Source organism: Planomonospora antibiotica, from assembly GCF_014647955.1.
In the GTDB taxonomy this organism is placed as follows: domain Bacteria; phylum Actinomycetota; class Actinomycetes; order Streptosporangiales; family Streptosporangiaceae; genus Planomonospora; species Planomonospora parontospora.
The window spans coordinates 1-24,637 of sequence record NZ_BMQE01000063.1 but is presented as its reverse complement, the minus strand read 5'-3'; the positions used below and the strand labels follow the sequence as shown (position 1 = coordinate 24,637).

At 69.5% G+C, this 24,637-nt stretch carries 31 protein-coding genes and 2 pseudogenes; 17 read left to right on the top strand and 16 right to left on the bottom strand.

The features are described 5' to 3' along the window. The first annotated feature begins 175 nt into the window (after nucleotides 1-175). The 9 genes from IEZ06_RS32580 (at nucleotide 176) to IEZ06_RS32540 (ending at nucleotide 5,123) form a co-directional block, all read left to right on the top strand. Nucleotides 176-448 carry a hypothetical protein gene (locus IEZ06_RS32580; protein WP_189240518.1) on the top strand — a complete coding sequence of 91 codons (273 nt, stop codon included), beginning with the start codon at nucleotides 176-178 and terminating at the stop codon, nucleotides 446-448. Beyond that, nucleotides 445-894 carry a DUF4326 domain-containing protein gene (locus IEZ06_RS32575; RefSeq protein ID WP_189240517.1) on the top strand — a complete coding sequence of 150 codons (450 nt, stop codon included), beginning with the start codon at nucleotides 445-447 and terminating at the stop codon, nucleotides 892-894. The genes IEZ06_RS32580 and IEZ06_RS32575 overlap by 4 nt, the downstream gene beginning before the upstream one ends. Beyond that, nucleotides 891-1,280, top strand: a complete 390-nt coding sequence (locus IEZ06_RS32570; RefSeq protein ID WP_189240516.1) for a hypothetical protein — start codon at nucleotides 891-893, stop codon at nucleotides 1,278-1,280. The genes IEZ06_RS32575 and IEZ06_RS32570 overlap by 4 nt, the downstream gene beginning before the upstream one ends. Nucleotides 1,281-1,328: 48 nt before the next feature. Beyond that, on the top strand, nucleotides 1,329-1,889 hold the full coding sequence (locus tag IEZ06_RS32565; protein WP_189240515.1) for a hypothetical protein: 561 nt from the start codon (nucleotides 1,329-1,331) through the stop codon (nucleotides 1,887-1,889). Between the two features lie 133 nt (nucleotides 1,890-2,022). Then, the gene (locus IEZ06_RS32560) at nucleotides 2,023-2,328 is read left to right on the top strand and encodes a hypothetical protein (protein ID WP_189240514.1); all 306 of its coding nucleotides are present in this window, start codon (nucleotides 2,023-2,025) and stop codon (nucleotides 2,326-2,328) included. Further along, nucleotides 2,328-2,675 carry a hypothetical protein gene (locus IEZ06_RS32555; protein WP_189240513.1) on the top strand — a complete coding sequence of 116 codons (348 nt, stop codon included), beginning with the start codon at nucleotides 2,328-2,330 and terminating at the stop codon, nucleotides 2,673-2,675. Before IEZ06_RS32560 ends, IEZ06_RS32555 begins: the two co-directional genes overlap by 1 nt. Nucleotides 2,676-3,061: 386 nt before the next feature. Next, nucleotides 3,062-3,388, top strand: coding sequence for a hypothetical protein (locus tag IEZ06_RS32550; protein ID WP_189240512.1), 327 nt, complete (start codon nucleotides 3,062-3,064; stop codon nucleotides 3,386-3,388). After that, nucleotides 3,385-3,942 (top strand): hypothetical protein, encoded by a 558-nt coding sequence (locus tag IEZ06_RS32545; protein ID WP_189240511.1) that lies wholly within the window; start codon nucleotides 3,385-3,387, stop codon nucleotides 3,940-3,942. The genes IEZ06_RS32550 and IEZ06_RS32545 overlap by 4 nt, the downstream gene beginning before the upstream one ends. Beyond that, nucleotides 3,939-5,123: a tyrosine-type recombinase/integrase gene (locus IEZ06_RS32540; RefSeq protein WP_189240510.1), complete on the top strand. Its 1,185-nt coding sequence runs from the start codon at nucleotides 3,939-3,941 to the stop codon at nucleotides 5,121-5,123. Before IEZ06_RS32545 ends, IEZ06_RS32540 begins: the two co-directional genes overlap by 4 nt. 152 nt (nucleotides 5,124-5,275) lie before the next feature. Here the strand turns inward: IEZ06_RS32540 and IEZ06_RS32535 are convergent, their stop codons facing one another. Beyond that, nucleotides 5,276-6,655 (bottom strand): barstar family protein, encoded by a 1,380-nt coding sequence (locus tag IEZ06_RS32535; protein ID WP_229799029.1) that lies wholly within the window; start codon nucleotides 6,653-6,655, stop codon nucleotides 5,276-5,278. Nucleotides 6,656-6,821: 166 nt separating this feature from the next. Further along, nucleotides 6,822-7,094 carry a hypothetical protein gene (locus tag IEZ06_RS32530; RefSeq protein WP_189240509.1) on the bottom strand — a complete coding sequence of 91 codons (273 nt, stop codon included), beginning with the start codon at nucleotides 7,092-7,094 and terminating at the stop codon, nucleotides 6,822-6,824. Between the two features lie 454 nt (nucleotides 7,095-7,548). Between IEZ06_RS32530 and IEZ06_RS32525 the strand changes: the two genes are divergently transcribed. The 3 genes and pseudogenes from IEZ06_RS32525 (at nucleotide 7,549) to IEZ06_RS32515 (ending at nucleotide 9,002) form a co-directional block, all read left to right on the top strand. Next, nucleotides 7,549-7,920, top strand: a complete 372-nt coding sequence (locus IEZ06_RS32525) for a PASTA domain-containing protein (RefSeq protein WP_189240508.1) — start codon at nucleotides 7,549-7,551, stop codon at nucleotides 7,918-7,920. 117 nt (nucleotides 7,921-8,037) lie between these two features. Further along, nucleotides 8,038-8,327, top strand: a pseudogene (locus IEZ06_RS32520) (IS5/IS1182 family transposase); the annotation flags it as partial. 159 nt (nucleotides 8,328-8,486) lie between these two features. Then, a complete protein-coding gene (locus IEZ06_RS32515; protein WP_189240507.1) occupies nucleotides 8,487-9,002 on the top strand; it encodes a hypothetical protein in 516 nt (171 codons plus the stop codon). A gap of 16 nt (nucleotides 9,003-9,018) precedes the next feature. Here the strand turns inward: IEZ06_RS32515 and IEZ06_RS32510 are convergent, their stop codons facing one another. Then, the gene (locus IEZ06_RS32510) at nucleotides 9,019-9,843 is read right to left on the bottom strand and encodes an endonuclease domain-containing protein (RefSeq protein WP_203872317.1); all 825 of its coding nucleotides are present in this window, start codon (nucleotides 9,841-9,843) and stop codon (nucleotides 9,019-9,021) included. Nucleotides 9,844-10,012: 169 nt separating this feature from the next. On the opposite strand from IEZ06_RS32510, the gene IEZ06_RS32505 reads away from it, so the two are divergent. Further along, nucleotides 10,013-10,900, top strand: coding sequence for a hypothetical protein (locus IEZ06_RS32505; RefSeq protein WP_189240506.1), 888 nt, complete (start codon nucleotides 10,013-10,015; stop codon nucleotides 10,898-10,900). Nucleotides 10,901-11,099: 199 nt separating this feature from the next. Here the strand turns inward: IEZ06_RS32505 and IEZ06_RS32500 are convergent, their stop codons facing one another. The 4 genes from IEZ06_RS32500 to IEZ06_RS32485 all read right to left on the bottom strand — a co-directional run bounded on the left by IEZ06_RS32500 (nucleotide 11,100) and on the right by IEZ06_RS32485 (nucleotide 14,954). After that, nucleotides 11,100-11,738, bottom strand: a complete 639-nt coding sequence (locus IEZ06_RS32500) for a GNAT family protein (protein ID WP_189240505.1) — start codon at nucleotides 11,736-11,738, stop codon at nucleotides 11,100-11,102. A 194-nt stretch (nucleotides 11,739-11,932) separates the two neighbouring features. After that, on the bottom strand, nucleotides 11,933-12,151 hold the full coding sequence (locus IEZ06_RS37785) for a DUF2399 domain-containing protein (RefSeq protein WP_189240504.1): 219 nt from the start codon (nucleotides 12,149-12,151) through the stop codon (nucleotides 11,933-11,935). A 66-nt stretch (nucleotides 12,152-12,217) separates the two neighbouring features. Continuing rightward, nucleotides 12,218-13,612, bottom strand: a complete 1,395-nt coding sequence (locus IEZ06_RS32490; RefSeq protein ID WP_189240503.1) for an AlbA family DNA-binding domain-containing protein — start codon at nucleotides 13,610-13,612, stop codon at nucleotides 12,218-12,220. A 34-nt stretch (nucleotides 13,613-13,646) separates the two neighbouring features. Then, entirely contained in the window at nucleotides 13,647-14,954 is a 1,308-nt protein-coding gene (locus tag IEZ06_RS32485) for an AlbA family DNA-binding domain-containing protein (protein WP_189240502.1), read from the bottom strand. Nucleotides 14,955-15,035: 81 nt separating this feature from the next. Here IEZ06_RS32485 and IEZ06_RS32480 point away from each other — a divergent pair. Together IEZ06_RS32480 and IEZ06_RS32475 are read left to right on the top strand one after the other, a co-directional pair. Then, nucleotides 15,036-15,719: pseudogene (locus IEZ06_RS32480) on the top strand (transposase family protein); the annotation flags it as partial. Nucleotides 15,720-16,100: 381 nt separating this feature from the next. Continuing rightward, nucleotides 16,101-16,589 (top strand): excalibur calcium-binding domain-containing protein, encoded by a 489-nt coding sequence (locus IEZ06_RS32475; protein WP_189240501.1) that lies wholly within the window; start codon nucleotides 16,101-16,103, stop codon nucleotides 16,587-16,589. Between the two features lie 185 nt (nucleotides 16,590-16,774). Here IEZ06_RS32475 and IEZ06_RS32470 read toward each other — a convergent pair whose 3' ends face one another. The 3 genes from IEZ06_RS32470 to IEZ06_RS32460 form a co-directional block, all read right to left on the bottom strand. Next, a complete protein-coding gene (locus IEZ06_RS32470) occupies nucleotides 16,775-18,079 on the bottom strand; it encodes a TIGR02679 family protein (RefSeq protein ID WP_189240500.1) in 1,305 nt (434 codons plus the stop codon). Beyond that, a complete protein-coding gene (locus IEZ06_RS32465) occupies nucleotides 18,076-18,963 on the bottom strand; it encodes an SbcC/MukB-like Walker B domain-containing protein (RefSeq protein WP_189240499.1) in 888 nt (295 codons plus the stop codon). The genes IEZ06_RS32470 and IEZ06_RS32465 overlap by 4 nt, the downstream gene beginning before the upstream one ends. 147 nt (nucleotides 18,964-19,110) lie before the next feature. Next, the gene (locus IEZ06_RS32460) at nucleotides 19,111-20,016 is read right to left on the bottom strand and encodes a TIGR02680 family protein (protein ID WP_189240498.1); all 906 of its coding nucleotides are present in this window, start codon (nucleotides 20,014-20,016) and stop codon (nucleotides 19,111-19,113) included. A 41-nt stretch (nucleotides 20,017-20,057) separates the two neighbouring features. Between IEZ06_RS32460 and IEZ06_RS32455 the strand changes: the two genes are divergently transcribed. Beyond that, the gene (locus tag IEZ06_RS32455) at nucleotides 20,058-20,261 is read left to right on the top strand and encodes a hypothetical protein (RefSeq protein WP_189240497.1); all 204 of its coding nucleotides are present in this window, start codon (nucleotides 20,058-20,060) and stop codon (nucleotides 20,259-20,261) included. Between the two features lie 57 nt (nucleotides 20,262-20,318). Here IEZ06_RS32455 and IEZ06_RS32450 read toward each other — a convergent pair whose 3' ends face one another. The 5 genes from IEZ06_RS32450 to IEZ06_RS32430 form a co-directional block, all read right to left on the bottom strand. Then, nucleotides 20,319-20,516: a hypothetical protein gene (locus IEZ06_RS32450; RefSeq protein WP_189240496.1), complete on the bottom strand. Its 198-nt coding sequence runs from the start codon at nucleotides 20,514-20,516 to the stop codon at nucleotides 20,319-20,321. 8 nt (nucleotides 20,517-20,524) lie between these two features. After that, on the bottom strand, nucleotides 20,525-20,863 hold the full coding sequence (locus tag IEZ06_RS32445) for a hypothetical protein (protein ID WP_189240495.1): 339 nt from the start codon (nucleotides 20,861-20,863) through the stop codon (nucleotides 20,525-20,527). An 18-nt stretch (nucleotides 20,864-20,881) separates the two neighbouring features. Beyond that, the gene (locus tag IEZ06_RS32440) at nucleotides 20,882-21,211 is read right to left on the bottom strand and encodes a hypothetical protein (RefSeq protein WP_189240494.1); all 330 of its coding nucleotides are present in this window, start codon (nucleotides 21,209-21,211) and stop codon (nucleotides 20,882-20,884) included. Between the two features lie 34 nt (nucleotides 21,212-21,245). Then, nucleotides 21,246-21,797 carry a DUF6283 family protein gene (locus tag IEZ06_RS32435; RefSeq protein WP_189240493.1) on the bottom strand — a complete coding sequence of 184 codons (552 nt, stop codon included), beginning with the start codon at nucleotides 21,795-21,797 and terminating at the stop codon, nucleotides 21,246-21,248. A gap of 279 nt (nucleotides 21,798-22,076) precedes the next feature. Further along, entirely contained in the window at nucleotides 22,077-22,817 is a 741-nt protein-coding gene (locus IEZ06_RS32430; RefSeq protein WP_189240492.1) for a helix-turn-helix domain-containing protein, read from the bottom strand. A gap of 131 nt (nucleotides 22,818-22,948) precedes the next feature. Between IEZ06_RS32430 and IEZ06_RS32425 the strand changes: the two genes are divergently transcribed. After that, complete coding sequence (locus IEZ06_RS32425) at nucleotides 22,949-23,140, top strand: hypothetical protein (protein WP_068899690.1); 192 nt, start codon at nucleotides 22,949-22,951, stop codon at nucleotides 23,138-23,140. A gap of 93 nt (nucleotides 23,141-23,233) precedes the next feature. Here IEZ06_RS32425 and IEZ06_RS32420 read toward each other — a convergent pair whose 3' ends face one another. Continuing rightward, nucleotides 23,234-24,523: a hypothetical protein gene (locus IEZ06_RS32420; protein ID WP_189240491.1), complete on the bottom strand. Its 1,290-nt coding sequence runs from the start codon at nucleotides 24,521-24,523 to the stop codon at nucleotides 23,234-23,236. Nucleotides 24,524-24,637 lie beyond the last annotated feature (114 nt).

The window sequence follows — 24,637 nt, the reverse complement described above, 5'->3', positions numbered from 1 at the left end:
CCCCGCGAGCCCTCCACACAGAATCACGCTACCAAAACATCTTCTAGCGATACGTTTTCAAAACGTCTCATCTTATGTGCGTTCTATGGTTATGATCATCGCATGCCGATAATCACGGTTATCAACATGTAGACCAGCTACATATATAGATCATCGATAGATAGAAGGATCGCCCGTGCTCACCCCCCGCCTCCACCGGATCGCCCCACCCGGCCGCCTGTGCGGCGCCTCCGAGCCGCTCAGCCCGCTGACCCCCGAGCACCGGATCGCCCCGCTGCTGCGCGGCGAGCCCGCCGACGCCACCGGCCAGACGTCCGAGGTGACGCCCGGCTTCACCGGCACCGCCCGCCTGGCCGATGCCCGCCCGCACACCGCCACCGCGACCTGCGGCGCCTGGCCCTGGACGCTGAAGCCGATCCAGCTCGGCCCGACCGGCGGGATGCGGTGACCACCGCGCCCCCGCCCCGGCGGGTGCACCGCCGCACCGGAGCCGATCTGGCGCCCGGAACGGTCTGGGTCGGCGACGGCTCCCGGTGGGCCACCCCGTTCCTGCCCGGCCAGCGCATCGACCGGGACTCGCCGCTGTGGCCCTACATCGCGGCCGGTGTGCCGGGCGGCACCCGCGGCCTGCGCGCCCTGACCCCGGCCGACGCCGCGCAGACCGCCGCCCTGTACCTGGACTGGTTGATCGGACAACCGGCGCTGATGCTGCGCCTGGGCCAGCTGGCCGGGCGCGACCTGGCCTGCGCCTGCCGTCGGCCCCGGGCGGGCCGGCCCGACCACTGCCACGGGCGCATCCTGCTGGGCATGGCCAACGACCTGCCCGACGACGATGCGCAGCCAGAGGACAGCGCATACCGCGCCGAGGCGACCGAGGAGGGAGACCAACGATGACGCCGTTCCCCACGCCCCCGTGGGCGCTTGACGCACAAGAGCGGGCCCTGCTCACGCTGGCCGAACGCGACGTGGCCCGGCTGCGAGAGGCGATCTTGTGCGATCCCGGCGGACTCGCCGAGGTCGCATCGCAGGTGAACTGCCGCCACCGGCTGCCGATGGACGGATCCCTGGGCCGGTGCGACTGCGTTCCGATCGACGGGTTGCGCCTGTCGCGGGCGCAGGCGCTCGAGGTGCTGGACACCGTCCGGCGCCGGGTGGTCGCCGCGCCCAGACTGTTCCTGTCCGAGGCGGGCGCGCACGTCCCCGACGCGCTGAACTGCACGCACCTGTACCGGCTGAGCGACTCGTGCCCGTGCTGCGACGGGGTGCGGCCATGGGAGTGAGCAACCGGTCCAGCGCTGATGCGCTTGGCCTGACCTGATGGAGTCATCATGACCAACGCCGTCTGCCCGGCCTGCTCCGGTCCGGGCGATTACGGGCCGGGTCCGTGCCCGGCCTGCTGCTGTCGCGCCTGCCAGGGCGCGGCCTTCTTCGGCACCTCGTGCACGGCGTGCACCGGCACCGGTCTGGGCCCGGACGCTGTGCGCGCCGCCGCGCAGGAGCGGGCGCCCGGTCCCGGAGCGCTGGCCGCCGGGATCACCGCGGACGAACTGGCGCAGCTGCAGCGCGAAGCCGCCTCCCTGGCGGTGGCGCTGGCGGGCCCCGCGGTGCTGGCCGAGGCCGAGCTCGCCGTCCGGGGTCTGCACCCGGTCTCGGTGGCCCATGGGGACGCCGAGACCGACGAGGACGCCCGGCTGATCTACACCGAACTGCCCGCCCTCGCCGCGCGCGCCGGGACCGTGTGCTCGCGCCGCGGCGGCAACGACTACAGCACCTTCCTGTTCACCGGCCCCGACGCCGCACGCGCGGCCGAGGCCTTCAGCACCGCGGTGCACGCGATGGCGCCGTCCTGGTGGCGCGTGACCCCGACCGCCCAGCCGGTGTACCGGTAACCGCCGCTCCCCGCGCGGGGCGCGGCCGCCGGCTCCCCGCCCCGGCCCGCCCCGCCGACTTTCCTTTGAGGTTCTTCCCCTCGTCCCTGTGGGCGCCCGCCGATCCGGCGGCGCCCTGCCGTACGGAGTCATGATGACCGCTATTCCCGCCGTGCACCCCGACGCCGTCGCCCTGACGGTCTTTCGCGACCACCGCGGCCAGCCGCGCACCTACACCATCGCCGAAGCACCCGGCGGACGCGGCTCCATCGAGCGCAGCGTGCTGATCGCGACCAAGCTCGGCTTCATCCGCGTTCCCGAGCCCGGCCAGGTGGGCTACGCGGTACTGGACCTGCTCGACCGTGACGACCAGCCGGTCCAGGAGTTGTGCATCCCCACCCGCCGGGCCTTCACCTGGTGGTATCGCACGCTTGGCCTGCGTGTGGAGGCCACCGGCTGATGGGCGGCGCGGCCGAGCGCCTGCTGCAGGAGTGGGGTACGACGATCGAGCTGAACTTCGCCCGGATGCCGGATACCGGCAAGGTCCACGTCGTCTTTCCCGAACCACCGCGGTGGGCCCAAGACGACGGCGAGCCGATCGGCACCGCGGCCGACGCGGCGCTGACGGCGCGCACGCCGATGGTGTGCGGGCTCAAGCTCCGGCTGGAAGCACAAGGCGGCCGGGGCCTCTTCCTCGCCACCTTCCCCGATGAGCAGTTGTGCGCGCGATGCGTCAAAGGGCTCGGCCGCCACTCGGTACGGGCGTTCGAGCATCCGCAGCCGGAAACCGATCACGATGGCGCATGAGCGCCGCGGCAGGCTCGCGTGCCTGGCGCCTCGCTGCCCCGGGTGCTGTCGTCCGGCGCTGCGGTGCGGGCGGTCAGCGCGGGCCTTCCGCTGCCGGCCTGCACTCTCCGCGCCCCTGTGCGCCGAGTATCTTTCGCTGGGCGGCGCGACACAGGAGGATGCGGATATGCAGAGCGCCGCGCTGCCCGTGTTCGCAGGGAGAACGCCACCTGCCGGTTGCGGGCGCCGGTCGTCTCCCGCCCGGATGTGGCCGTCGCCGGTCCGGTGCGCGACGAGGCGGGTGTCGACCGGCTGGGCGGGCCGTACCGAACGCCTCGCCGCCGAGGTCGCCGCACGGTGACCCCTCATCCCTCGCCGCCCGCTTCCCCGCTTCCCGGAGAGAACCGATGATCTTCAATAACCGCGCCGCCGCCCGCCGGGAACGGGCAGCGGCCTACGCCCGGCACGTCGTTGCCGTGCTGGCTCCGCACGTTCCCGACCTGCAGCATCCGCAGACCGCCGCGATCGTCACCACCGCGATCGAGCAGCAACTGGGCACGCCTCATGCGAGCTGGGAGGCCATCATCGACAGCGCCTATGTCGCCAACTGGCGGCTGCGGCCCGCCGAGGAAGCCGGGCAGGTGCGAGTGGCCTGCTGCCGCCCCTCGCTCTCCGCCACCGACCGGGCGCGCGAGGCCGAGCTCACCGCGCTGATCAACCAGGGCGCGCCGTGAGCACTCCCGCCGACCCCGTGGCGCAACTCCTGGCCGGGATCCGCGCCCAGGCCCAGATGTGGGCCAGCGCGCATGCCGCCGCGCGGGCCGGCTGGCGCCATGTCAGCTTCCCCGCGCTGCTGCTGGAGCACGGACGCCTCTTCATCCCGGCGCCGCGCCCCGCGCACCTGATACCGGACGCACCAGGCAGCTGCTTCGCCGCGGCCACCCGTCTTGCGGAAACCCATGAGACCCTGATCTACGTGGAGGGCATGGCACTGACCGGGAGCGAGCCGCTGGGCTTCGACCATGCCTGGTGCGTCGACGCCGACGGGCGCGTGGTCGACTCCACCCTGCCGGACGGCTACGGCCGGGCGTATGTCGGTGTGCCGCTCACCGACGCCTACCGGCGTAGTCAGCAGGCCGCCCGCGCCACGGATGCGGTTCTCACCGTCGACCGTGTCGGCTGGTCCGACAACGCCGCCGTGCTGCAGCACGGTCTGCCGGCCGCGGCGATCTGTGATCTGGGGCAACGACTGCCCCGTCCCGCCGGTGAAACGGACGTGTGCCGATGAGCGTGCAGGAGCCGGATCTGCTGCCCGCCGTGGTGCAGGCGCCGGTGGCGGCCGGGCTGGAGGCGCTGGCCGTCTCCGGCGTGATCGTGCTCGATGCGCCCGAGGACGTCTCCGACGATGAGGCGGATCTGCGATGGCTGCTGGAGCACGGCGTGCTGCCGATCTCCCTGCCGCCCAAGGGCACGGCGCCGCCCGCCGCCACCGCCCACGAGCTGGCCGCGCTGCTGCTCACCGCCGGAGCGGCCCGGGAGGTGCTGGCCGCGACCGCGGGCTGGCTGTCCAGTGAGCGCCGCTCCTCGTCCGCGACCCAGGCCGGCTACATCAAGGAGGTTTCCTGGTGGCTGTGGTGGGTTCAGGCCCGCGGCCTGCACCTGCCTGCGGTGCCGTTCCTCGAGGCCGACCTGTTCGCCGCGGCGATGCGCGCTATCGGCCTGGCCCCGGCCAGCCGCAACCGCCGCCGCGCGGCGATCTCCTCCTGGTACCGGTACCTGGTGCGGGCCGGGCAGGCCACCCACAACCCGTTCGACGGGATGGAGACCGCCCGCAAGCAGCCCAGCACCACCCGGTACCTGACCCAGCACCAGCTGGAGCAGCTGCTGGACCATACGGCCGCGCACGAGAGCCCCCGGGTGCAGGCGATCATGGCGGTGCTGGTGGGCACCGCCTGCCGGATCGGTTCCCTGCTGGATCTGCGCTATGAACATCTGGGCCATGACGCCGGGCACCGCACGGTGGACCTGCCGGTCAAGGGCGGCTGGCTGCACCGGGTCGTCATCGACCCGTTCACCGAGCAGCTGATGCAGCCCTACCTCGACGAGCGCGGAACCGCGCCGGGGCCGTTGTTCGTCACCAGCACCGGCAAGCCGCTGCAGCGCTCCTATGTCTTCGCCCTGGTGCGCCGCCTGGCCGCGGCCGCCCAGATCCCGCACGCCGACCAGCTGAGTGTGCACTCCCTCCGCCACAGCGTGGCCACCGCCCTGCTGGAGAACGACGAACCCATGGACGTGGTGCAGGCGCTGCTCGGCCACGCCGACCCGCGCACCACCCAGACCTACGCCCATGCCAACGCGCTGAACCGCTCGCCCGCCTACCGGTGGGGCCGCCGCCTGCAGGCCGGTCTCACTCACCGCCAGGCCGCATCTGGCAGGCGATTCGTGCAAGGGCCAGTCGTGCCTTCGTGAACCGAGGGGGACATGGTGCCGCCCCGTCCGCAGGGCAGGTCGGCCTGGCGGTGGCTGCTGGCGCGCATATGCCGGGCAGCGGCCTGACCTCGGGTCGGTTGCGGTGATGAGGCTGTGCCGATTTGGAAACCGAGAGGCGGCCAACGGCTAAGTTAGCGGAGCTCGACCTCGATACCGTGCTCGAGGAAGATCTCCAGGAGGTCGTCCAGTTCGACGCTCGGTCCCCAATCGCGCAGGTCGGGGCACGGCCGGTCATAACCAGGAACGAGATGCCGACGAGCTACGTCGGAGTGGTGCCAGACCAGCCGGAATGGGCTGGTGGCACCCCATCCGCCTCTGAGGCAGTCGTGCAGAGCGTCGAGATTCCCGCCGAAGTAGCCGCCGGGACCGTTGATGGCCTCTCCGATGGCGCAGTAGAAGGCGTCGATGTCGGTGACGAAACGGCCGTCGAGGTGATATATCGTTCCAGCCGGTTTGTCGGGCAAATCCTGAGGGCGGTGGTTGACCGCCAGGCCGGACCAGTGGTGCCGCAGCAGCCGGTCGTAACGTGCCCACAGGTTGGGCTCGGCGGGGCCACCGTCGTACCAGATCTGGAAGATCTCACGGACGCCGCTCGGCAGCGATTCCTCCACCCCGCCATCGAGGGCGATGTCCAGCAGGCCGTCGCCCAGCCTCGACGGTCGAGCGGAGATGACGGCGGCCGACAACACCCCGGCACCCCCAACGGTGCGTCCATCGCGTTGGACGGCCAGAAGGGACGCCGTGATCTTGCGTCCCGCGATGACATCCGGCAGCGGCATTTCGGGACGGAAGCCGATCAGCGTTACCGGCCGGCCGGGAGCGGCGGGGCGCTCGTGGAAGACCCCGGCGACGTCCAGGCACTCTCCGAGCCTCTCATTATCGAGTGTGGACAGCCGGAACCCCGTCCCGTCGGGCTTTTCCTCCGGGATCCCCCACTCAGGAAGCAGCCGGACGTATCCGCGCAAGTCGAGGTCCACCAAGCCGTCCCCCGCCGCCGACGGGCGTCGGCTGACCACGGTGACGTCGATGAGCTCCTCCTCACACGTGCACCCGTGCTCGTGTAGCAGGCACTCAGCGGGTCGCTGCTGCGGCCGGTGGACGGGCGTCAGGGCGATGCTGGGCAGCCACGCCCGCTCAGTCCCCACATACCGCAGCGCCTCCAGCAGCGGACCCGCCGGATCGCAGCCGAGCAGGGTGAAGGTCTCGGGCGGAGGGATGGGCTCAGGATCCACGAAGAGCCCGTCGATGTCATGGCAGACGCCCAGCGTGACGTCCGGCTCACCGACCTCACCGGTGTACTCGTCCAGCAACAACCACCGCGCGCCCGACAAAGCAGAAGTCGTCATCACAACAGACCCTAATGTCTGGAGAACCGATGGACCCGCCTCGACGGCACCGTCGCGGGAGACACCGACAGCCGCGTTCGGGAGAATGACCGGATGCAGCGATTCGATGCCGCAGGGGCCGGCCTCGTCCCCGGGCAAGCGGTGCAGGTCCAGATGACCGGCCATGAGCTGCACCGGTGGCGGCTACGGGGCCATCCGCGTGGCTGCCGACTTGCTGGAGGACCCGGCCATCACACGCGTGTTGACCGTGATGGCCGCGCCGGCAGCCTGGGCACGACTGGCCACGCTGGGCCAGACCAATGTCCTGTATGCGCTGGCGGCGATTACCTTACTAATTGCTCATCTTCCGGCCATAGATTTCAATTTCAAGCGCTTCAATGGTCTTTTCTCTCTCGGCAGCCTCGCGAGCCCGGACAGCCCGTAGCGCCTCGGCCCGTGCCGCCATCTCTCGATTGCGAATCAATAGCGCTACGACCGTCACCACTATAAACGCAATTACAGAACCCGCTTCAACCCTTCCTTGTGAAGCAAGTTTAAGCACATAGAACCCTTGAATAAACGGTGCCATATACCAGAATATAGGCATGAAGAGCACGTTGAGCACGTCGCCTCCTTGTGGACTGATCGCGATTCGCTTGTCTGTATGTCTTGAAGTCGGGCGCGGAGGCGGGTCACGACGCCAAAGGAGACGCCATCCACGAGCACTTCCGTCTTCAGGACAATGCTCGGCAGGCATCCTTCGCACTTTAGGATTCTTCACCCGGATCTTTCACGATCATGAGCTTGCGCCCCTAGCCGAGGGACACAGGAAAAAGCGTCTCTGGAGCGACGAGGCCCAGGCACGTACCGAGATCTTCCACTGGATTGCCTGGTATCGGCACCGCTGACGACACTCAACGACGAGGTTCCCCTGCCGGCCACCCACGAAGATCGATCCAGCAGGATGGCCAGCCCTGACCGTAGGAAACGGATGTCCACGTCTCGGAGGAATGCAATCCAGCGAAGACTGGACCGAACAGAAGGCTCAACTGTGTCCCCAGCCGGTCGATGAGTCGAACATGAAGAACAACCGTTCGCTTACCATCGGCATAATCGCTGTTGCAATTGTCATATATGCCAATGCCAAAGACGACAACACCGACACGCAAGCTGCGTCGAACACCGGTGGCATCACCACACAGGCGCCGTCAAACGCCGTTGGCACTGACACACGAGTCCTACCGAACGTCATTGGTATGAGCCTGCAGGAAGGTCAAGACACGATGCAGGCTGCCGGCTTCTACGTCCTCAACGACAAAGATGCCACCGGACAGAACCGCTTTCAGGTCTCTGACCGCAACTGGGTGGTTACGGATCAGTCGCCTGCAGCTGGTGTGAGCGTTTCAACCAACACCCTCATCACCTTGTATGCTAAGAAGATCGGTGAGTAGTAAGTAAGATGAACACCCGTCTGTGTTGCGTGAAGCGAAGACGGGTGTTCCACGCCTGGACCAGTGACATCAAGCCTGGGTTGCTGTCACCTTGCCACGATTCCGCTGTCCAACCCCACCCTGGTCCGTCTGGCCGGTGGGTTCGCCATCGGCACCACGACCGCCTGGCGCTACGTACGCGAAGCGGTCGACCTGGTCGCCGCTTTGGCCGACGACGTGCACACCGCCGCACGGAAGAGCTTCCGGCTGGCTTACTCCGCCGGCGGCGGCACGCTCCTCCCAGTCGACCGGCTCGTCGACGAGCGGCCGTACTACTCCGGAAAACATCATCGGCACGGGGTTACCGTGCAGTTTCCCGACGATCCGATCGGCCGGCTGGGTGGGCCCCGCCCGCGTTGCCCGGCGCGGTGCAGCGGGCCAGGTGCTCAGCTGGTGCTATGTCCACCGTGTTTGAAGGGTAGCTTCGCGGTGATTACCTGTCGCTTTATCCGGCCAGGCCGTGCCCCTCTCCACCGCGATGCGAGACTGAAACTGATGCCGCGCGATATTGGGAAGGACGGATGGCCATGACCAGCGACGTCACCCGTCATCCCGCCGAGAAAGGGCATACTTCGGTTACCTTGATCGCCCTCCTCTATCCCGAGCCGGAACCCCAGGATGAGGGTGTGATCTGGACCGAGGAGTTCGAGATCTGGGACTCGGCCGACAACATGGTCGGCAACGACTGCGAGGTTCGTGACCATCCCGAGGTGCCGCTGACCGTCGAGCGGCGCGACGCCGTCCTGGCGCGCATGGGATACACCCGAACCGGAGCCTGGGTGGAGACCGATCGCGATCACGCCAAAGCTTCGGTACAGCATGCGTCACTTCCCGCCGATTCCCCGTCCCGGCCCGTAGCAGGCCCGCAGGATGCGTGGCGCAACGTCATGACGGGATTGGGAGAGGACGAGCCCGCGGTGCTGGACCGGATCCTGGCCGACCTTCACGAGCGCGAGGGCTTGAATGATGCGGCCATCGCGGCGTTGCCTCCGTGGGAGCTGGACGCGCTCGACGACCGGTACCGGTGGCTCGGCAGGCAGTGACCGGCATCGGCCGTGATCAGCGTTGCGTGCGGCCGCGCAGGGCGAAGAACGGGTCGATACCCAGGTAGTCGATCTTCGCTTGGTGGGCTTTGAGCCACCGGCTCGGCTCCGGATAGCGCAGGTTCAGCGCGGCGGCCGGCGGGTTGTTGAGGTAGTCCGCCCACGGGCAGTTCGCCGGGTGAGGGCAGGTGCCGATGTTGGTGTTGCAGTAGTGGCACAGCAGCCCGCGAATGCCTCCGGTGAAATGGTCATGATCGATGTAGACGGCCGGCGCCTGCCGACAGGCGTGGCACTGCTCTCCCAGCGCGGTGACCAGCGTGGTGAACAGCTTGCCGTTCTTGGCGCCGGGTCCTCGATAACGCGGCCAGGTCGTCATCGAGCGGTTGACGGGACACCGTTGCCGGTGCGGCACCAAGGCCGCGTCCAACGTCGTCAGGGTCAGGTGTACCTGCCAGCTGACCGTGCGCTGGTGGTGGGGCACCGGCTGGTCGGCCGACCACGTCGCCGGATGCAGCCGGTAGGTGGCCTCTTCCACGCGCCAGCGATAGGTCTGCTCATGGTGGTGCGGGCCCCCGCGCCAGCGCCAGGACGCGCAGACCAGACGCCCGTTGACGGCCAGGTGGTAGCGGCCATCGCTGCCCATGATGGCGATCTGGTGGCGGGGGGCGTTGCGGCGGCCCAACTGCCACCGGCACGGCCACGGTGACGAGGTGCGCACGAGGTCGTCGACGCCGTCGTAGTCCAGCTCGCAGGCATAGCGCCACAGCAGCGCCTCCCGCCGCGCCTCGGGCAGGTCGTCCAGAGTGATTCCTGGCAGGGGTCCGCGGTTGCTGTCGTCCATCAGCGCAGCCTCCTTGACCGGGCCCCGGTGGCTCCGCAGCCCGTGACCGGTGACGCCATGCGGCGAATCTGCACGGTTTGTCCTCGTCGTCACCGCGAAACGCGCACCGTCGTCTGGGATGATGCCCCTTCTTGATATTCGCTTTTCCCTCGAAAGGGGCAATGCCCTCATGAAGCGATGGGTTGTGCTCGCGACCGCGGTGCTGGCCGCCGTTCTGCCGGTCGCCGCCCCGGCAGCGGCGCACACTGCTACACCTGATCCTGTGCACGCTCTGAAGCGGCAGTTTCGTCCCGAGCGCGGTGTGCACATCGCCGAGGTGACCCGATTCGTCTTCGAGAACAAGCAGTCGATGAGGTTCCGGGTTCACGGCAGGGCACAGCTCGGCTCCTCCAGGGGGGTGGTGGCCTCCGACGCGACCATGCAGCTGGTCATCGACCCGCCTCTTCGGAAGCTGCTGGAGAGCAAGGACGGAGACGAGCTGCGCGGCATCGGCCTGGAAGACCCTCAGGAGACGATCGTCGTCGGCGGGTACCGCTATGTCTCCCATACGCTCTACGCCACGTCCCTGCCCGCCGGCAAGACGTGGGTGCGCTCGCCGTATCTGGGCGAGAAGAACACCGCGAGTTTCCAGACGATCGACGTGTTCGAGCCCGCCGTCGTGAAGGCCATGCTGGCCGGCGTGAAGGCTAAGCCGGTCTCCGGCGGCTTCTTCTACCAAGGAGCGGTGAGCTACCGGCAGCTGGCCAAGGCGTCCAAGCACCCCTCCGACGCGGTACTCCGGGAGACGCTCTTCGGTGGCGACGATGAGAAGATCACATGGCGGCTGTGGACGGATGCCGCAGGCCTGCCGACCCGTTTGATGACCGCCCAGATCACGCCGTGGGACAGCAGCACGACGGTGACCCAGCGGATCGACACCCGCTACAGCGGCTGGGGTTCGCACGTCGTGGTGCAGGCTCCGCCCACCGGTGAGGTCATCGACGAGAACGACCTGCCCGCCGACAGGCTCTTCGAGGTACCGGAACCCAAGGAGCTCATCAACGCGGCGGCCCGGTAGCCGGTCCCCGCTTCCGCGCCCGTGAAAGGCGGCCGCTTCCCCGGCGGGCGGCCGCCTTTCACGGGCGCCGCAGTCTCCGGCGGCTCGGGACAGCGGCCGTAGTGACCGGCGACGGGCTCCCAAGCCCGTTATCGTCCCTGGCCGGGCGCGAGGATCGAACGGTCGCTCATGAAAGAGCGGCCTGGACTGCTCCGCATCATCAAAAGTGCGGGCAGGGGCGTTGTTTTTCGGTCCACGGGCTGTGGCTGCTGTGCCGGTACCGCTCGTAAAAGCCCTTGGCGTGGGCGTACTGACCGGTGGTGTACCAGGTCAGGTTCGGATGGCGAGTCTCCATCTGGCGGAGCGCACGGGTGCCGAGCCCGCAGAACTGCCATTCGAGTGAGAAGCTGATCTTCAGGAGAAGGCCAACGCTGCAGACCTCACAGATCTCATACCGGACACGTCCGAGCGAATGCTCCTCACCAGCGGTGATCGAAAACTCGTAGGACGAGGTCTGCGCGTCGGTAACGCGTAGAGGACGGCTCGGCGTGGCCACGGCACACGCGATCGCTTCCGATCTGGCATGGTTGACCGCGGCGTACAGGTTCCAGCCCAGATCGGTGTCGAGGTCGGCGATGGTGATCTTTGACCAGCCCGGCACCTCGACGGTCTCTTGCTCCAGGAGGGCAGCCAGGCGGGATTTCCATGCCTCGGCGAACTCCGCCGGTCTGCGGTGTTCGTCATCTTGCTCGGCGAGCGTCTGTTGGAAGGCCTCACGGACGATCACTTGCATTGCTGCGCGGCGTACCCGCCGCTCGATGTCGTCGTGCTGGGGTACGGCGGTAACCGCATCCCGCACCCGGGCAATCAGACCGCGCAGCCCAACCGGCCGCGTGGGCGCTGCTACGGGCCACGACTCCGGCAGAGGCTCCCAAAGTAACCGCATCCCCATGCAAGCACCGTAACGCTGGACTGCCCGCCTTGGCCGCGCGATGGCCATCGGTCATGCCGAACGTGCGGCTCAGCCCCTCAGAACGGCCAGGGAGTGTGCCGTTACGCCGGTTCGGCTCCCGCAGCCAGATCCACCAAAAGGTCGCCGAGGCCCCTCTCTTCTTCGATCCGTACGGCGTGCCGGGTCATCGCCGCCGACAGCGCGGGGTCCCATGGCGTCGCGCGGCCGGTACGGCCCTGCCACGGCCGCGCCGGATCTGGCGGCGTCTGACCACGGTGGAGGCCAGTTCTCCTACGACGTCCGGGGGTTCGTCTCGGCATACGCGGCCAGTCGTGGGGCAGGCGACTCTGCCGTGGGCGAAGGGTCGTCGATCGTCTTCTACGCCGCTACGGTTGCTCCGCTCCGGCAGGCGGGTTGGTCGGGATGTCGGCCTCGGCCGCCCATCTGCGCACCAGGTCCCATTCCGAGCCCCATGCCGGCTGCTGCAGCACGCCGTCGCGGCTGATCTGCTCGGTGTCGACCGCGTTGAACGCCAAGAACACGTCCGAGGTGAGCTGAGCGGTCGCAGCGGCGAGGCCTTGGCCGCCGTCGGCGAGGTCGTCAAGAAGGAAGTCGCCTTCGCCGGTCGCGCATCGCTGGGCCTCGGCGCCGTATATGCGTGACCCGGTGCCGAAGGCGCTGGCGGTCAGGATGACCAGGCGGGCGTTGTGAACCAGATGGGAGGGGGACGCGAGCCGGTAGGCGGGGTGAAACGCCACGTCGGCGGCGAGGACCGCGCTGACGGCGGCGAGTCCGGAAGCGCCGGTCCGGTCGCGGGCGTGACGGGCAAGGTAGCGGAGCGCGGAGGCGATCCAGATGGCGATCTGGCTGTCCCACACCTGCAGCTGAGGGCCGGGTGCTGCGCTGGTGAGGTTCACGGCCAGCGTGGCGGCGCCATCGGTGTGCAGTTCGGTGCGTGAGGCGTACCCGGGGCGGCCGCCCTGCCCGATCAACCGGCGGGGACCGACCGAGGTGTTCGACAGTTCCGGCTCTCCGGTGCTGCCGACGAGCACCTGCTGCTGGAGGGCATGCTGCTGGAAGGCGCGGTAGGCCTCGCGATCGAGGAGGAGGTCACCGGGGACGTCCGGGACCAGTGACACCACCAGCAGCGGGGTGGGCGGGTTGGGATCGCGCAGACGGCGGATGCCCGCGGCGACCTCGTCGCTGATCGCGCTCAGGCGGGCGCGCTGGTCGGTGGCGGCCGCGAAGCGGCGGCGGTAGGCGGCCGCGACGTCGCCTTCGGTCAGCCAGATCTTCTTGGAGCCGTGCCGCCGCGGGTAAGCGAGTTTGTCTTTGCTGTTGGGATTGATCACGGCGTGCGGGGCGTTGGCGCTCGCCGGGATGATGATGAGCAGCAAGCCGCGGCGGGTCTTGCCCTCATGCGCAGGGTCAGGGACTTCACGCAGGTCGAACTGTGGGGTGGGGAAGATGCGCTCGGCCGCCACGGACAGGATCCGGCGCTTCAGACCGTCGCTCAGGTCGATGCCGATCGCCTTGGCGGGGCGGGCGTCGGCATCGGCCATGCCCACGACGATGACGCCGCCGCGGTGGTTGGCGAAGGTGGCGATGTCGATCGCAAGGCTTTCGTTTCCTTCGTCGCCGCCATCGAGTTTCAGCTTGTAGTCGAGATCCTCGGCCTCAGCGGCGGCGTCATTGCCCACGAGCGCGGCAAGTTGCTCGTAGGTGACCGTCTCGGCAGGTGCGCCGAACAAGGCGGTGAGGCGGGGGGAACGGAAGATCATGACCTCTCCTTGTCAGCTGGCAGCGGGGAGTCCTTCAGCGGGTGCGAAAGTGCTGGGTGAGCACTCGGCCGCCGTCGACATCGGGGTTGGTGTCGACGTCCACGCCGAACAGGGCGTAGATGTTCCGCAGCGCCTCATAGGCGTCCCGTTCCGGGTCCGCCAGCGCTGGCCAGGAGCGATCCCAGACGTCCATGCTGGCCGGTGATCCGTCACTGAGGAAGCTCGACGCACCGGTGCCTCCCGGCCCTAAGCGGCGCGGCCGGTCACCGGCGAACCGGCGGGCGCTGATGCGGTGGCGCCAGGTTCCCGGCACGCGCGGCACGACCACCTGGTCGGCGAGACGGAAGTACTCCAGCGTCATCTCCGTCAGCACATAGGTGCTGAGGCGCTCGGGGCGGCCCCGCTGATCCATCGCCCAGCACAGCATGGCGGGGGTGGCGATCGCGCCGGCGGTCATCACGCCGTTGGGCTGCACCCAGATCGCGCACCTGTTGTGGCCGATGAAGAGGCCGCCCTCGTGGGTGCGCAGCCGCCCGGTGCTGTCTTGGAAGTTGAACCCTGTGGGCCATAGGACGTCCTGGTTGCGCAAAGCGCCGCGGACTCCATCGTCGCTGTGCAGGCCTTCCAGGACCTGCACCGGGCGCGGCGGGATGCTCTGCCACAGCAGCACCGGTACGTCGTCCCAATCTTGGAGGCGCTGCAGTGTCTCCAGGCTCTGGTCGGCTTCTTCCTGCAGCCCGTCGTGGGGCAGGCCGGACAGGCCGCTCAGCGTCTCACGGCCGCGTAGTCCTTCGTTGATGAGCCGGTAGGCGTCCTCCGACGGCAGGTAGACGGTCCGATCGCCGTGCCGCAGGGGGATGGCGAGCCCGTCGGCGAGCATGCCCTTGTCGTTGAGCATCCGGCGGACGATGACGTAGCGGTCTGCTTCCGGTGCAGGCTCGACCTCGATCACCAGATAGTACGCGGCGGTCTCCGCGGTGCTCCTAGCGTGATCTTGATACCAGTGATGGGTGATCATCACGCGGGGCCGCAGGTAGTCGTTGAGCGTGTCGATGTACTTATCGACGTCGGCCCGTTCCCGGGGGAAGGGGTGCAGCTTGGTGGCGACCTCCACGGCTCTGTCGCTGTGCTTGGCCGCGGCGATTCCGCATACCAGCAGCCCTCCTTGGGCGTTGGCAAAGGCGGCCACGTCCTTGCACAGCTCGAACTTGCCCTTGTCAGTGTTCAGCGCGTACGGGGCGGTTTTGAAGTCCAGCCAGGCGCTCTCGGCGGTGTCGAGCAACTCTTCGGGACGGCCGGAAGCCAATGCCTCAATCAGCGCGGAGCGGCTGCTAACAGTCACAAGCGATGACCCTAGTCCTGCTGCCGAGCCGCTTCGCCCCTTTCACCACGGCGCTCCGCTGCCGGCCGCACCCTTGTCCGCCTGGCCGAGCCGATCCGCGCCCACCGCACGCAACGGCGCTCCCGATGGCGCCGCCTCGGCCCCGGGCAACAAGGCTCTCCTGGCCCTGGCCCACTACGCGGACGGCGACGCCTACGCCCGCCTGGCCGACGGGTTTACCATCGGCACCACCACCGCCTGGCGCTACGTGCGCGAAGCGGTCAGCCTTGCCGCCACTCTGGTCGACTACGTACACACCGCCGTACAGAGAAGGCCTCCCGCCCGGCCTACGCCGCCGGCGACGGCATGCTCACTCGATCGACCGGCTGGCCGACGGGCTGTACTACTCCGGAAAACATCATCGGCACAGGGTGAACGTGCAGTTCCTCGTCGATCCTGTCGGCCGCCTGCTGCAGGCCTCACCCGCACTGCCCGACGCGGTGCACGATCTGACCGCCGCCCGGCGGACCGGCCTGATCGACGCCCTCACCGGCGCCGGTGTCCCGGTCTTCACCGACCGGGGTACCAGGGCGCGGGGCGGCACGATCCGCACCCCGTTCAAGCGCCACCGGCCGCGCCTGTCGCAACCAGGAGGCCGCCAACCGCTCCCACGCCCGTATCCGGGCGATCGGGGATCGCGCCGCCGCGACCCTGAAGGCCTGGGAGGTGCTGGTCCGGCTGCGCTGCCGCCCACGCCGCGCCACCATGATCGTCCAGGCCATCGTCAGGGCGTCCTACAGACCCTACGAGAGCGACATTCGGGTCGCTCGTGTCGCACCATCAGGCCTCCCGAGCTCGATCCCACCAGGGATATGCGGGTCCGAACCCAGAACAGAAGATCGCTTGGCGCAATAACTCGCCTACTGCCAGTAATGTTTGTCGTCCGTTTTAGACCGAATGCTGGGAATCATCGTGCGGAGAACCTGCCTTGCCATCGCTCTCATCCTCGCCTCCGCAGGATGCGCAAACGCGCAGGAGCCCTCCGCGTCGCCGATCAGCGTCTCCACCCTGGCCACCACCTCAGCCACCACTCCGACGCCTACACCCACCCCAACACCGTCGGTGACCGTTACTCCGACATCTGCCCCTCCCTCAACACCCACGCCCATGGCAACCCGCACGGTTTCCAGCCCCTGCACCAATGTCACGCTCCGCGTCTTCCTTGACCAGGTAAGCGACATCTCTGGCTCTTCCGACCTCGCATATGAGTTCACCGAGACATGGCTCCTCGATCTGAAAACGATCAAAGGGATCGCGACCGGGCCCCTGCTGAAGCAAACTAAGCAAGCCCTTGTGGCACTAGAGGCTTACGAGAACGAAGAGCTCATCGCAGAGGCGGCCCCTCACGCTCGCGCATTCTTCGTGGCGGCGGCTGAGATGGCGAACGTCTGTGACGTCGATCAGCAATACAAGATCAAGATTCCGAAGCAGCCCAAGCCGGAGAAGAGCCCGGCCCGGCCTGCAGCCGACCCACGCTTCGACACATGCGCGGAGGCCAATCGTGCTGGATACGGCCCCTACCGCCGTAGCTCGGACGTCGAGTACGGCTGGTATGAGGACCGTGACGACGACGGGCTGGTGTGCGAACGGTGGTAGAGCCGCGCCCGAACGCGTGTAGGCCCGCCACTGTGTCCCAGCTCTAACTTCACGTAACTCTCCAGGGCGTCCGCGGTGGGCATGCCTTCGGGCCGGGGACTTGCACGAGCATCACGTCACCGCGGTCCAGGCCCCATCGGATACGGCTCGATGGCGACGCCGGCCAGTCACCGGTCGTCCGCCGTTCAAGCCCGCCTCAGATCGGCGAGGAGGTCACCCAGGACCATCTCCTCTTCGATCCGTACGGCGTGCCAGGTCATCGCCGCCGACAGCGCGGGATCCCATGGCGTCGCATGCGGGCGGTGCGGCAGCGCCGGTGCGGTGACGGCCGTCTTCGCCGCGTGGACCGCTTTCTCGTAGGAGGGGGCGTCGTAGCGCCAGGGGCGCCAGCCGGTCCGTTCGCGGACGGCGGCGGCGATGCTGATGCCGGCCCAGTCGAAGTCGCCGTGGTAGGCGAATTGGGCGCCTCCGGCGGCCAGCAGGTCGAGCAGGCGCCAGACGGCGGCCGAAGGGCGGCCGCCGGTGCATACCAGCGGCGGGCAGGACGGCCCGATCTCGTCGGCGGCGGCGGCGACCACGGTCGGGTTCTCGCAGATCCGCACCAGGCCGGCGGTGATGGGGCGGTCGCGGCGCTGGAGTTCGCGCAAGGTGAGCAGGCGGGGCTCGCCGGTTGCTCGGGCGGTGGCCAGGATGCGCCCGGTGGGGGTGTCGTCGTCTCCGGGAAGGCCGAGACACAGGACGAACGACGACAGGTCGTCGAGGTGGACGCCGACGGCGGCCCACGCTGCGCGCCGGGTATCGGCGGTCCCGTCGCCCGCATACGGCAGGCCGGCCAGCGCGCGGGCCGCTGACAGCGCGAGCGCCGCCAGGGGCCGTCCTTCGTCCAGGGCGTGGGCGTCGGCGCAGGTTTCGGCGGCCAGCCGGCCGATCCGGATCCCGGGATGGGGCAGGCGGCGCACGAGCGCCGCGAGCGCATCCAGGACGATCCGGGCGTGGGCCGGGCCGTCGGTGCTGCGCCGGACCAGCCCGGTCGCCTCCAGCCAGGATCGCCAGCCGGACAGCTCCGGGCGCTCGGCCAGAACGGCGTCCAGGGCGCTGAACGCCTCCCGCCAGGCCGTTTGCCGCTCGGCGTTGTGCCGTGCGCGGTCGGGGACGGGGCCGCGCAGCAGCACCACGGCGGCGGCCAGGCCCTGCGGGCACGCGCCGCTGGAGCGCAGCACCCGGTCCACGTCCTTCAGTGAGACCGACAGCGAAGCGCCCGCACCGGCTCTGCGGCCGAGGAGCCGTTCGATGGCGCGGCGCTGCTGCGGCGTGGCGGTGGGCAAGGTGGCCGGGCCGTCGAGCGGTCGGCCTTGTTCGAGCCGGCGGCGGGCCCGGTCGAGGAGCCAGGCGGTGTCCGGCCCGCCCAGCAGCCGGTTCAACCGCTCGTCGGCGCTTGCGCTCCGGTGGGCCGGTGCCTCGTCCGGAGCGTGCTGCGGCTCGCCGGTCACGTAAGCGGCCTGTCGGGCTGCGGATCGGTGGGTGATGGCGGGCGCGGGTCGGGTCGGGGGATCCGGCGGCGCTCACGCCCGTCCCATCGCCAGGGGGTGACGAGCACGGCGTCGATGCCGTCGTGGCGCGACAGCTGGCAGATCGACAGGCCGGGGACCTGGGGGTAGCAGCCCCACTCCCGTTCGCTGGTCATCACGACGTCCATGTCGAACGTCGCCAGCAGGCCGAGGCACAAGGCGCGGGCGCCGTCGTCGACTCCGGCGAAGGCCTCATCCAGGGCGATGAGGCGGGGGGCGTGCGGGTTGCCGGCGGAGTTGTAGTAGGAGGAGGCGGCGAACAGCGGCACGGACACCACCAGGACCCGTTCGCCGCCCGAGCCCGGGCCGGTGGCCGGAAGGCATTGGCCGTCTTGGAGGCGCCGGATGGTGAATTCGTGCCAGATCCGGTACTCCAGCGCCCGGGTCACCTGCTCCGTCCAGCCAGCGGCGGGGTTGTCGGCGCGCTCCCGGTTGATCTGCTCGTGCAGGAAGGCGCCCACGGCCGCGCGGTCGGCGGCCGACCAGGCGTCCACGCTCTGCAGCAGCTTGTCGCGGATGCCGGCCAGCCCGTCGGGAGCGTTCTTTCGGATGGGCTTCCAGCGCAGACGCAGGTGCATGCCGGTGGAGGTGGGCCGGGCCCGGGCCTGCAGCTCGGCGTTCATCGCCCCGATCTCCTCCTGCCTGGAGGTGATCAGCTCGTGCAGGGCGCTGGCGACCTCGTTGAGCAGGTGGTTTTCCAGGATCTCCCGTTCCCGGGCCGACAGCAGCCGCGCCTGGTCCTCGATGTCGTGGCGCAGGGCGTCGACGAGGTCGGGAAGGTCCCACTCGCGGCCCTGAAACAGCACGTCGACCACCATGACGCCGTCGAGCGCGGCGTTGACCGCGCGGGCGAGCAGTACGCCGGAGGTGGCCGTCCACTCCCCTACGGGGTCGGGGACCGTCAGCTCCGGCGCGGCCAGGCGCAGCAGGCCGGTGGCGGCGAACGCGCGCAGCTACGCGACGGCTGCATCACGGTGCCGCCCGGCCTCGGTGATCTCCTCGCGCAGGGCATCGCGTGCGCCTTCGGCCCGGCCGAGCTCAACCAGCGCGGTGCGTTCCCGCTCGCGGGTGGCGCATTCGGCGGCGTCCCGTGTGGTGAGGGCCTGCTGGACCTCATCAAGGCGGCGGTGGAGTTCCTCAACAGCGGCTCCGGCGCTCTGCGCCAGGGCGCGGAAGGTCTCCGCCGCTGCCTGCGCGCGCTGGCGTGCCAGCACGGCGGCCTGTGCGACCTCGGCGTGCCGGTCGCGCGCCAGGGTGAGTTCCTCGTCGACCACCCGGCGGGCGGCGCGCAGCGCATCGGCCGCGGGCCAGAGCCCGGCCAGGGCCAGCCGGTAGTCCGCCACCGCGCTTGCGGTCTGCGCCAGATCGGCTCGCGCGGCGGGCAGGCCGACGTCGGCGGCGAATTCACTCGCCTGGGCGAGCGCACCCTGGCGGGCGGCCTGGGTCTGGGAGGCGGCGTGGGCGCACTCGAGTTCGCGGCGGCGCCCGTGTTCGGTGGCCAGCCGGACGTGCGCCTCCCGCAGCGGCGCGTCGGAGGGGAGCACCCGGTGCTCATCGGTGAGCCTGCCCTGCCGTGCGGTGAGCGCCTGCCGTTGCTCGTCCAGTTCCGCCAGCTGGGCGCGCAGCTGCAGGAGATCCTCAACGAGCGCCGCCAGACGGGCCCGCCGGGCGGCTTGGCGCGTCCCTTCGCCAATGTAGGCGGCGCTCTGCTTTCGCCAGGAGCCGCCCAGGACCCCGTTGGTCCAGCGGCCGTCCGCCGTGACCCAGGTCGTCGCGCCGGGCCCCCAGCCGATCGCGGCCAGGACGGCGTGCACGGCGGTGTCCGGGAGCGTGGCCGTCTGCGGGCCGGCTCGGTCCACGGCCGGCCGCAGGACCGCCGACAGGTTCGGCCCTGCGACGGGTGCACCGGGGCATCGGCCCGTTCGTGTGGCAGGTCGGCACCGCCTGCCGGAGGGCGAGCATCGACAAGATCTCCCTCGATGAGCCGGGGCTGCGCCGCGGCCTCGGCCACCGGTTCATCACCCGGGCGCTGCGCGACGGCCCGGACTGCTCCCAGGCCGCCGCCGGCCGCCCGCCGCGGCCACGAAGGTCTTTCCCGCCCTGAGCGCCGAGGCGGCATCGCCTTCCCCGAGCAACGGCCCGGGCTGGGCCCGGATGAGACTCACCGCCCCGCGCCGCCGCCCTCGTCTGGCTCAGGCCCGCTGACCTTCTCCGAGGAAACTGCCGCCTTCTCCCAGGCGCGCAGCTCGCCGGTCACCGGATTCGTCGTCTTTTCGGGCCGTAGGAGGTCAGCACGGCCCGAAAAGACGACCCCGACATGGGCGAAGCAGGGGGCCAGCGCGGCATCCTCGTCGGTCACTGCTGCGGTCATGGACGGCTCGGGCAGGTTCCTTCCGGGCTCCAGATCTCCGCGAGGTGGGTGTTGACGCCGTCCAGGACCGCGTCCAGGCGCGGGTCGGAGCCGGGGCTGAGGCGGCCGCCGGAACGGGGCACCACGCGCACGCCCGCGTCCAGCAGCTCGCCGCGGGTCAGCACGACATGCCGGATGTCGCCGGCGAAGAGGTCGTCGGGGACGATCGGGCGGACATGTCCGTGGATGTCGACGGCCAGCACGGTGCGGCGGGCGGCGGCCATCTCCGCATCGCCGTGCAGGAGCAGGGCGCAGGCGTGGGTGCGGGTGATGCGCGGAGGCCGGGTGCGGGGCATGGTGAAGACTCCTTTTCGTCAGCAGAATGCGTGGTCGAGGAACGCCGCGCCGCCCTCGTCCCGGTAGGAGATGTGGTGCCCGGCGTGGGCGCGCATCGGCTCGGGGCTGGTGGCGGGCCGCCGGATGGCCCAGGCCAGGAACTCCTCGGCGGTCTCGGTGCGGCCGTGCTCGTCACGGATGACGACGTCCGGCGCGGTCAGGAGCTCCGTCCAGGTCGCGACCGTGGTCAGGCCCCGGTCGGGGTGGGCGCGGAACAGGAACTCCCAGCCGCCGCTGTGCTTGCCGATGTGCAGGCCCTCCTCTGCAGGGTCGGTGCCGGGAGTGATCGCGTAGTAGTTGATGCTCATGCGTGAATCCCTTTCCGAGGAAGGAGGACGGCGGTCACCGCGGGCCGCCAGTGGCGTCGGCTGGTGGCGGAGTCCGGTCGGCGCCGGCACGGCCGTGGCGGTCGCCGCGACAGGGGGCTAAGGCCGGGTCGTCGGGATCGACACCGTTGGCGATGGCCATATCCCGATAGCTGTCGTACAGCTCGGCTCCGCCAGCATGCACATCGCTGTAGTCGTGGTTTCTGCGGCGGATGGCGAGGTTGTCGGCGGCGCCCCGCAGCAGGAACCCTGCGCAGGTCTTCGGCTGCTCCGCAGTGCAGGCGTGACAACTGAAGACATGTACGGACATGTCGTATGTGGTGGAAGCGGAATGCCGATAGACCTCAGGGGGGAAGGCTCCGAGGGGGGCGTCCTTGCGCCATGGGCAGCGCGCGCATGGGCTGGTCTGGTACTCGCCATCACGGCTTACGGCCGTGGTGACTCCCCAGCGGCCGTCGCCGCCGTCGTGGAAGTCCACCACTCCCTCTGGGAGAGCAGCCCATTCAGCGAGTTCGGCCACGGCCTGTTCGAGTCGGTTGTGGTCGCTGGCGGAACGGGAGGTGTCCATGATGATTGCCCTTTCGTGTCGTGAATCGTGGCAGAAGTCTTCCGCCTGGAAGGGAATTTGCGGTAGGGCCGGCGGCCACGGCCGCTTGGCTCTCCAGGCGCACCGCCCCAGCGGGAACCGGCGACTGACGCGGTGCAGCGGCCGAGAGCCGGCACAGCACGGCGAGGGGAGGAGGCGGTGTCGTCGGCCGCGGCGCGATGCCCGGTCGCCGCAGCCGGACACCGGACGGCGGCATGCTCGGCAGTTCGCCATCTGTCGGCAGCGCTGGCGCAGTCTGGTCTACGGCTGGTCATCGTCGGTCTCCGCAGAGGCTTCGGCCGTAACCGGCAAGAGGGGAAGCGCCTCAGGCCTTGTGATCACGTCCGTCGCGATGAGGTCCCGCGCCGTCTCGACCTCGTAGGCGGGTACACGGATGCCGCTGTTCATCATCTCCTCCAGGACGGTCGCCATCCGGATGAGATGGTGCTGGCGGACCTCGAGCAGGTGCTGGGCTTCGTCGGAGTCGCTGTGGCCGACGCGTTCGAAGTAGGCCAGCCTGCGCTCGGCCTTGTGCAGCGCGTCGGTCTCGTTCATCAGTTCCTGGTACAGCTCGATCGGGCGCACCACGCTCCGCCAGGCCTCCAGCCGGGTGGGCCCGCCCTCGCCGATGGTGCTGCGGTCGGCATAGGCGCGGCCGTCGCTGGCCAGCCGTACCGGTGGTTCAGCGCCGATGGCGCATTTCCAGGCCAGCCGCGGGTGAATCTCCTGACCAGAGGAGATCGTAGGAACCCGGTCGAGGTCGCCCACCGGGAAGACGAGCAGCAGCATCGGCACGGCCAGGGCATGGGCGATCACTTCGAGCTCGTCGACGGTCACCTCGCGGCGGCGCCGACCGGTGGCCCGGTCGCGGCGTCCGGTCTCGATGTTGGTGAGCGCGGCGAAGGTGAGCTGGGGAGCGCCCAGCTTGGCGCACTCCTCGGCCAGGTTCTCTCGGGTGAGCCCGAGCCGTTTGCGGTGCTTGCGGATCTGCTCAGCAATCACATCACTCGGCATAGTGTGCAAATCGACAACCTATCTGTGCAAATTGACTAGTAGAAGTGTACGCCCTACTCTGCTTCGCAAGCGACCCTTTGGCCGCTTCCACCTGACCCGGCGGCAACTCGGGAGAGCCCTTGAACGACAACCGCGGCCTGTGGATGGCCGTCATCCTGATCACGGCCGTCGTGATCGGCGGCCTCGGCGGCGGCCTGGTTTCAGCGATGCAAGGCGGCGGCCCAGCGGGAATGATCCTGACCGGTGCCGCCGGGTTCGCCGGAACGGTGATGCTCCTCCTGGCGATCGCCCACTTCCTCATCCGCTCCTGAAACTCGCCCGATACTCGGCGCCGGTGTTCGACCGCTCCCGCTGCGGCGAGTGCAGAGCGCCGGCGTTCGCGCGCGGCGGGGACGGCATGGCCTTCATCGCCTTCGGCGTCGACGTTCGCTCGCCCACTCATGCCAGGCTTCCGGCGTGGACCAGGCGTGAGGCGGGATGCCGGCGGCCGCCAGGGCGCCCGGGTAGGCCCGCTCATAGTGGTGACTCCACTGCACCGCCCGGTTGGCCTCCACGAGGAGCCACAGCGCGGCGGTCCAGTGCAGATGCAGGCGAGGGTCGTCAGGATCGGTCTCGTCGACGTCGCCCGCCACCAGACCGCGGTCGATCAGGCCATGCCAGCGCGCCACGATTCTTGCCATCTCCTCCTGCGCCGGCTCTCCGTTGTTGCCCACGTGGTAGATGTGCAGCATCAGCGGCAAACTGAGCTGGGTGATGCGCGCCCACAACAGGGGAAAGCCCAGGAGCCGGGCGGCGTGCAGGCGGCGGGTGCCGTCGTCACCGATCTCGTACAGCGGTCCGGCCGGGCCGGGCACGCGAAACACCTGGGCCACGCTGCGGGGGTCGCAGAAGTTCGCAGTGGCCGTTGCCGCATCATCGCGCAACAGCCTTTCGGCGAGTTTGATGACCCGCTCAGGTTGGTCGTCTGCGAAGCCGTTCCAGCGGCTTTTCCTGGCGTGGGCCACCTGGACGGGGTCGACCCATCCACCAGTGATGGTCATCCGCTCCAGTGGGTCGGCGTTCAGCGCGGCGATGAGGCTCTCCGCCGGGGGTTCGGTGCGGTTGAGCCGTGCCGCGCAGGCGCTCAGGAGCGCCTCCACATCACTGGCGGGGTCGATGTGGTCAGGGTGGCGTCGGCGCAACCGAGCCTGGGCCTGGGCCATCGCGGTCAGGGCCGCGTCCTGCTGGCGTTCCCAGGCCTCGCAATCGTTGGCCCTGAGGGGGAATCCCAGTCCCTCACCGGGTTCTTCCGGGCGTGATGATCCCTGCGGCGGCGGCGGTGTGGTCCACTCCACCGTGACCGGGGCACCGCAAGGATGGGACCAGTGGCGCAGCACGTCGGGCACGGCCTCGGGGACCGGGACCTTCCCGATCACCTGCAGCCCGTCGCGGGCTCGTACCGCTTCCAGGTATCCACCGGCCTTCCAGGACACCGCCCAGGCATCGAGAGCGGCGTCAGGCCAACGGGTGGCGCAGTCGGCGTCCCGGGCGCGCACCCGCCGGGGTACCGCTTGCGGGGTGTCGGGCTCGTCCCAGCGCTCGGCGGGTTCCCGACGCTGAGAATCCCGGCCGTGCGCCGGCGCCGGGCCGGTGCCGGCGGCAAAGGCCTGGCACAAGCGGGTCCACACGCGGCCGATCAGCGTGCGAGGACGCATGCGGCCTCACCTCGCCTGGCCGGTCGAGTGGAGTAAGGCCGGGTCACATTCGGGGATCTGGCCCACATTTCGTGATCGTTACGACCCCTGGCTCAGGTGAGAAGCACGCGCTTT

What these genes read in the sequence shown, in the direction of transcription:
- IEZ06_RS32570 (WP_189240516.1), top strand. Translation starts at nt 891, where the DNA reads ATGACGCCGTTCCCCACGCCCCCGTGGGCGCTTGACGCACAAGAGCGG.
- IEZ06_RS32565 (WP_189240515.1), top strand. Translation starts at nt 1,329, where the DNA reads ATGACCAACGCCGTCTGCCCGGCCTGCTCCGGTCCGGGCGATTACGGG.
- IEZ06_RS32560 (WP_189240514.1), top strand. Translation starts at nt 2,023, where the DNA reads ATGACCGCTATTCCCGCCGTGCACCCCGACGCCGTCGCCCTGACGGTC.
- IEZ06_RS32555 (WP_189240513.1), top strand. Translation starts at nt 2,328, where the DNA reads ATGGGCGGCGCGGCCGAGCGCCTGCTGCAGGAGTGGGGTACGACGATC.
- IEZ06_RS32550 (WP_189240512.1), top strand. Translation starts at nt 3,062, where the DNA reads ATGATCTTCAATAACCGCGCCGCCGCCCGCCGGGAACGGGCAGCGGCC.
- IEZ06_RS32540 (WP_189240510.1), top strand. Translation starts at nt 3,939, where the DNA reads ATGAGCGTGCAGGAGCCGGATCTGCTGCCCGCCGTGGTGCAGGCGCCG.
- IEZ06_RS32535 (WP_229799029.1), bottom strand. Translation starts at nt 6,655, where the DNA reads ATGGCCGGTCATCTGGACCTGCACCGCTTGCCCGGGGACGAGGCCGGC.
- IEZ06_RS32525 (WP_189240508.1), top strand. Translation starts at nt 7,549, where the DNA reads ATGAAGAACAACCGTTCGCTTACCATCGGCATAATCGCTGTTGCAATT.
- IEZ06_RS32515 (WP_189240507.1), top strand. Translation starts at nt 8,487, where the DNA reads ATGACCAGCGACGTCACCCGTCATCCCGCCGAGAAAGGGCATACTTCG.
- IEZ06_RS32510 (WP_203872317.1), bottom strand. Translation starts at nt 9,843, where the DNA reads ATGGACGACAGCAACCGCGGACCCCTGCCAGGAATCACTCTGGACGAC.
- IEZ06_RS32505 (WP_189240506.1), top strand. Translation starts at nt 10,013, where the DNA reads ATGAAGCGATGGGTTGTGCTCGCGACCGCGGTGCTGGCCGCCGTTCTG.
- IEZ06_RS37785 (WP_189240504.1), bottom strand. Translation starts at nt 12,151, where the DNA reads ATGCCGAGACGAACCCCCGGACGTCGTAGGAGAACTGGCCTCCACCGT.
- IEZ06_RS32490 (WP_189240503.1), bottom strand. Translation starts at nt 13,612, where the DNA reads ATGATCTTCCGTTCCCCCCGCCTCACCGCCTTGTTCGGCGCACCTGCC.
- IEZ06_RS32475 (WP_189240501.1), top strand. Translation starts at nt 16,101, where the DNA reads ATGGCAACCCGCACGGTTTCCAGCCCCTGCACCAATGTCACGCTCCGC.
- IEZ06_RS32445 (WP_189240495.1), bottom strand. Translation starts at nt 20,863, where the DNA reads ATGCCCCGCACCCGGCCTCCGCGCATCACCCGCACCCACGCCTGCGCC.
- IEZ06_RS32440 (WP_189240494.1), bottom strand. Translation starts at nt 21,211, where the DNA reads ATGAGCATCAACTACTACGCGATCACTCCCGGCACCGACCCTGCAGAG.
- IEZ06_RS32435 (WP_189240493.1), bottom strand. Translation starts at nt 21,797, where the DNA reads ATGGACACCTCCCGTTCCGCCAGCGACCACAACCGACTCGAACAGGCC.
- IEZ06_RS32420 (WP_189240491.1), bottom strand. Translation starts at nt 24,523, where the DNA reads ATGCGTCCTCGCACGCTGATCGGCCGCGTGTGGACCCGCTTGTGCCAG.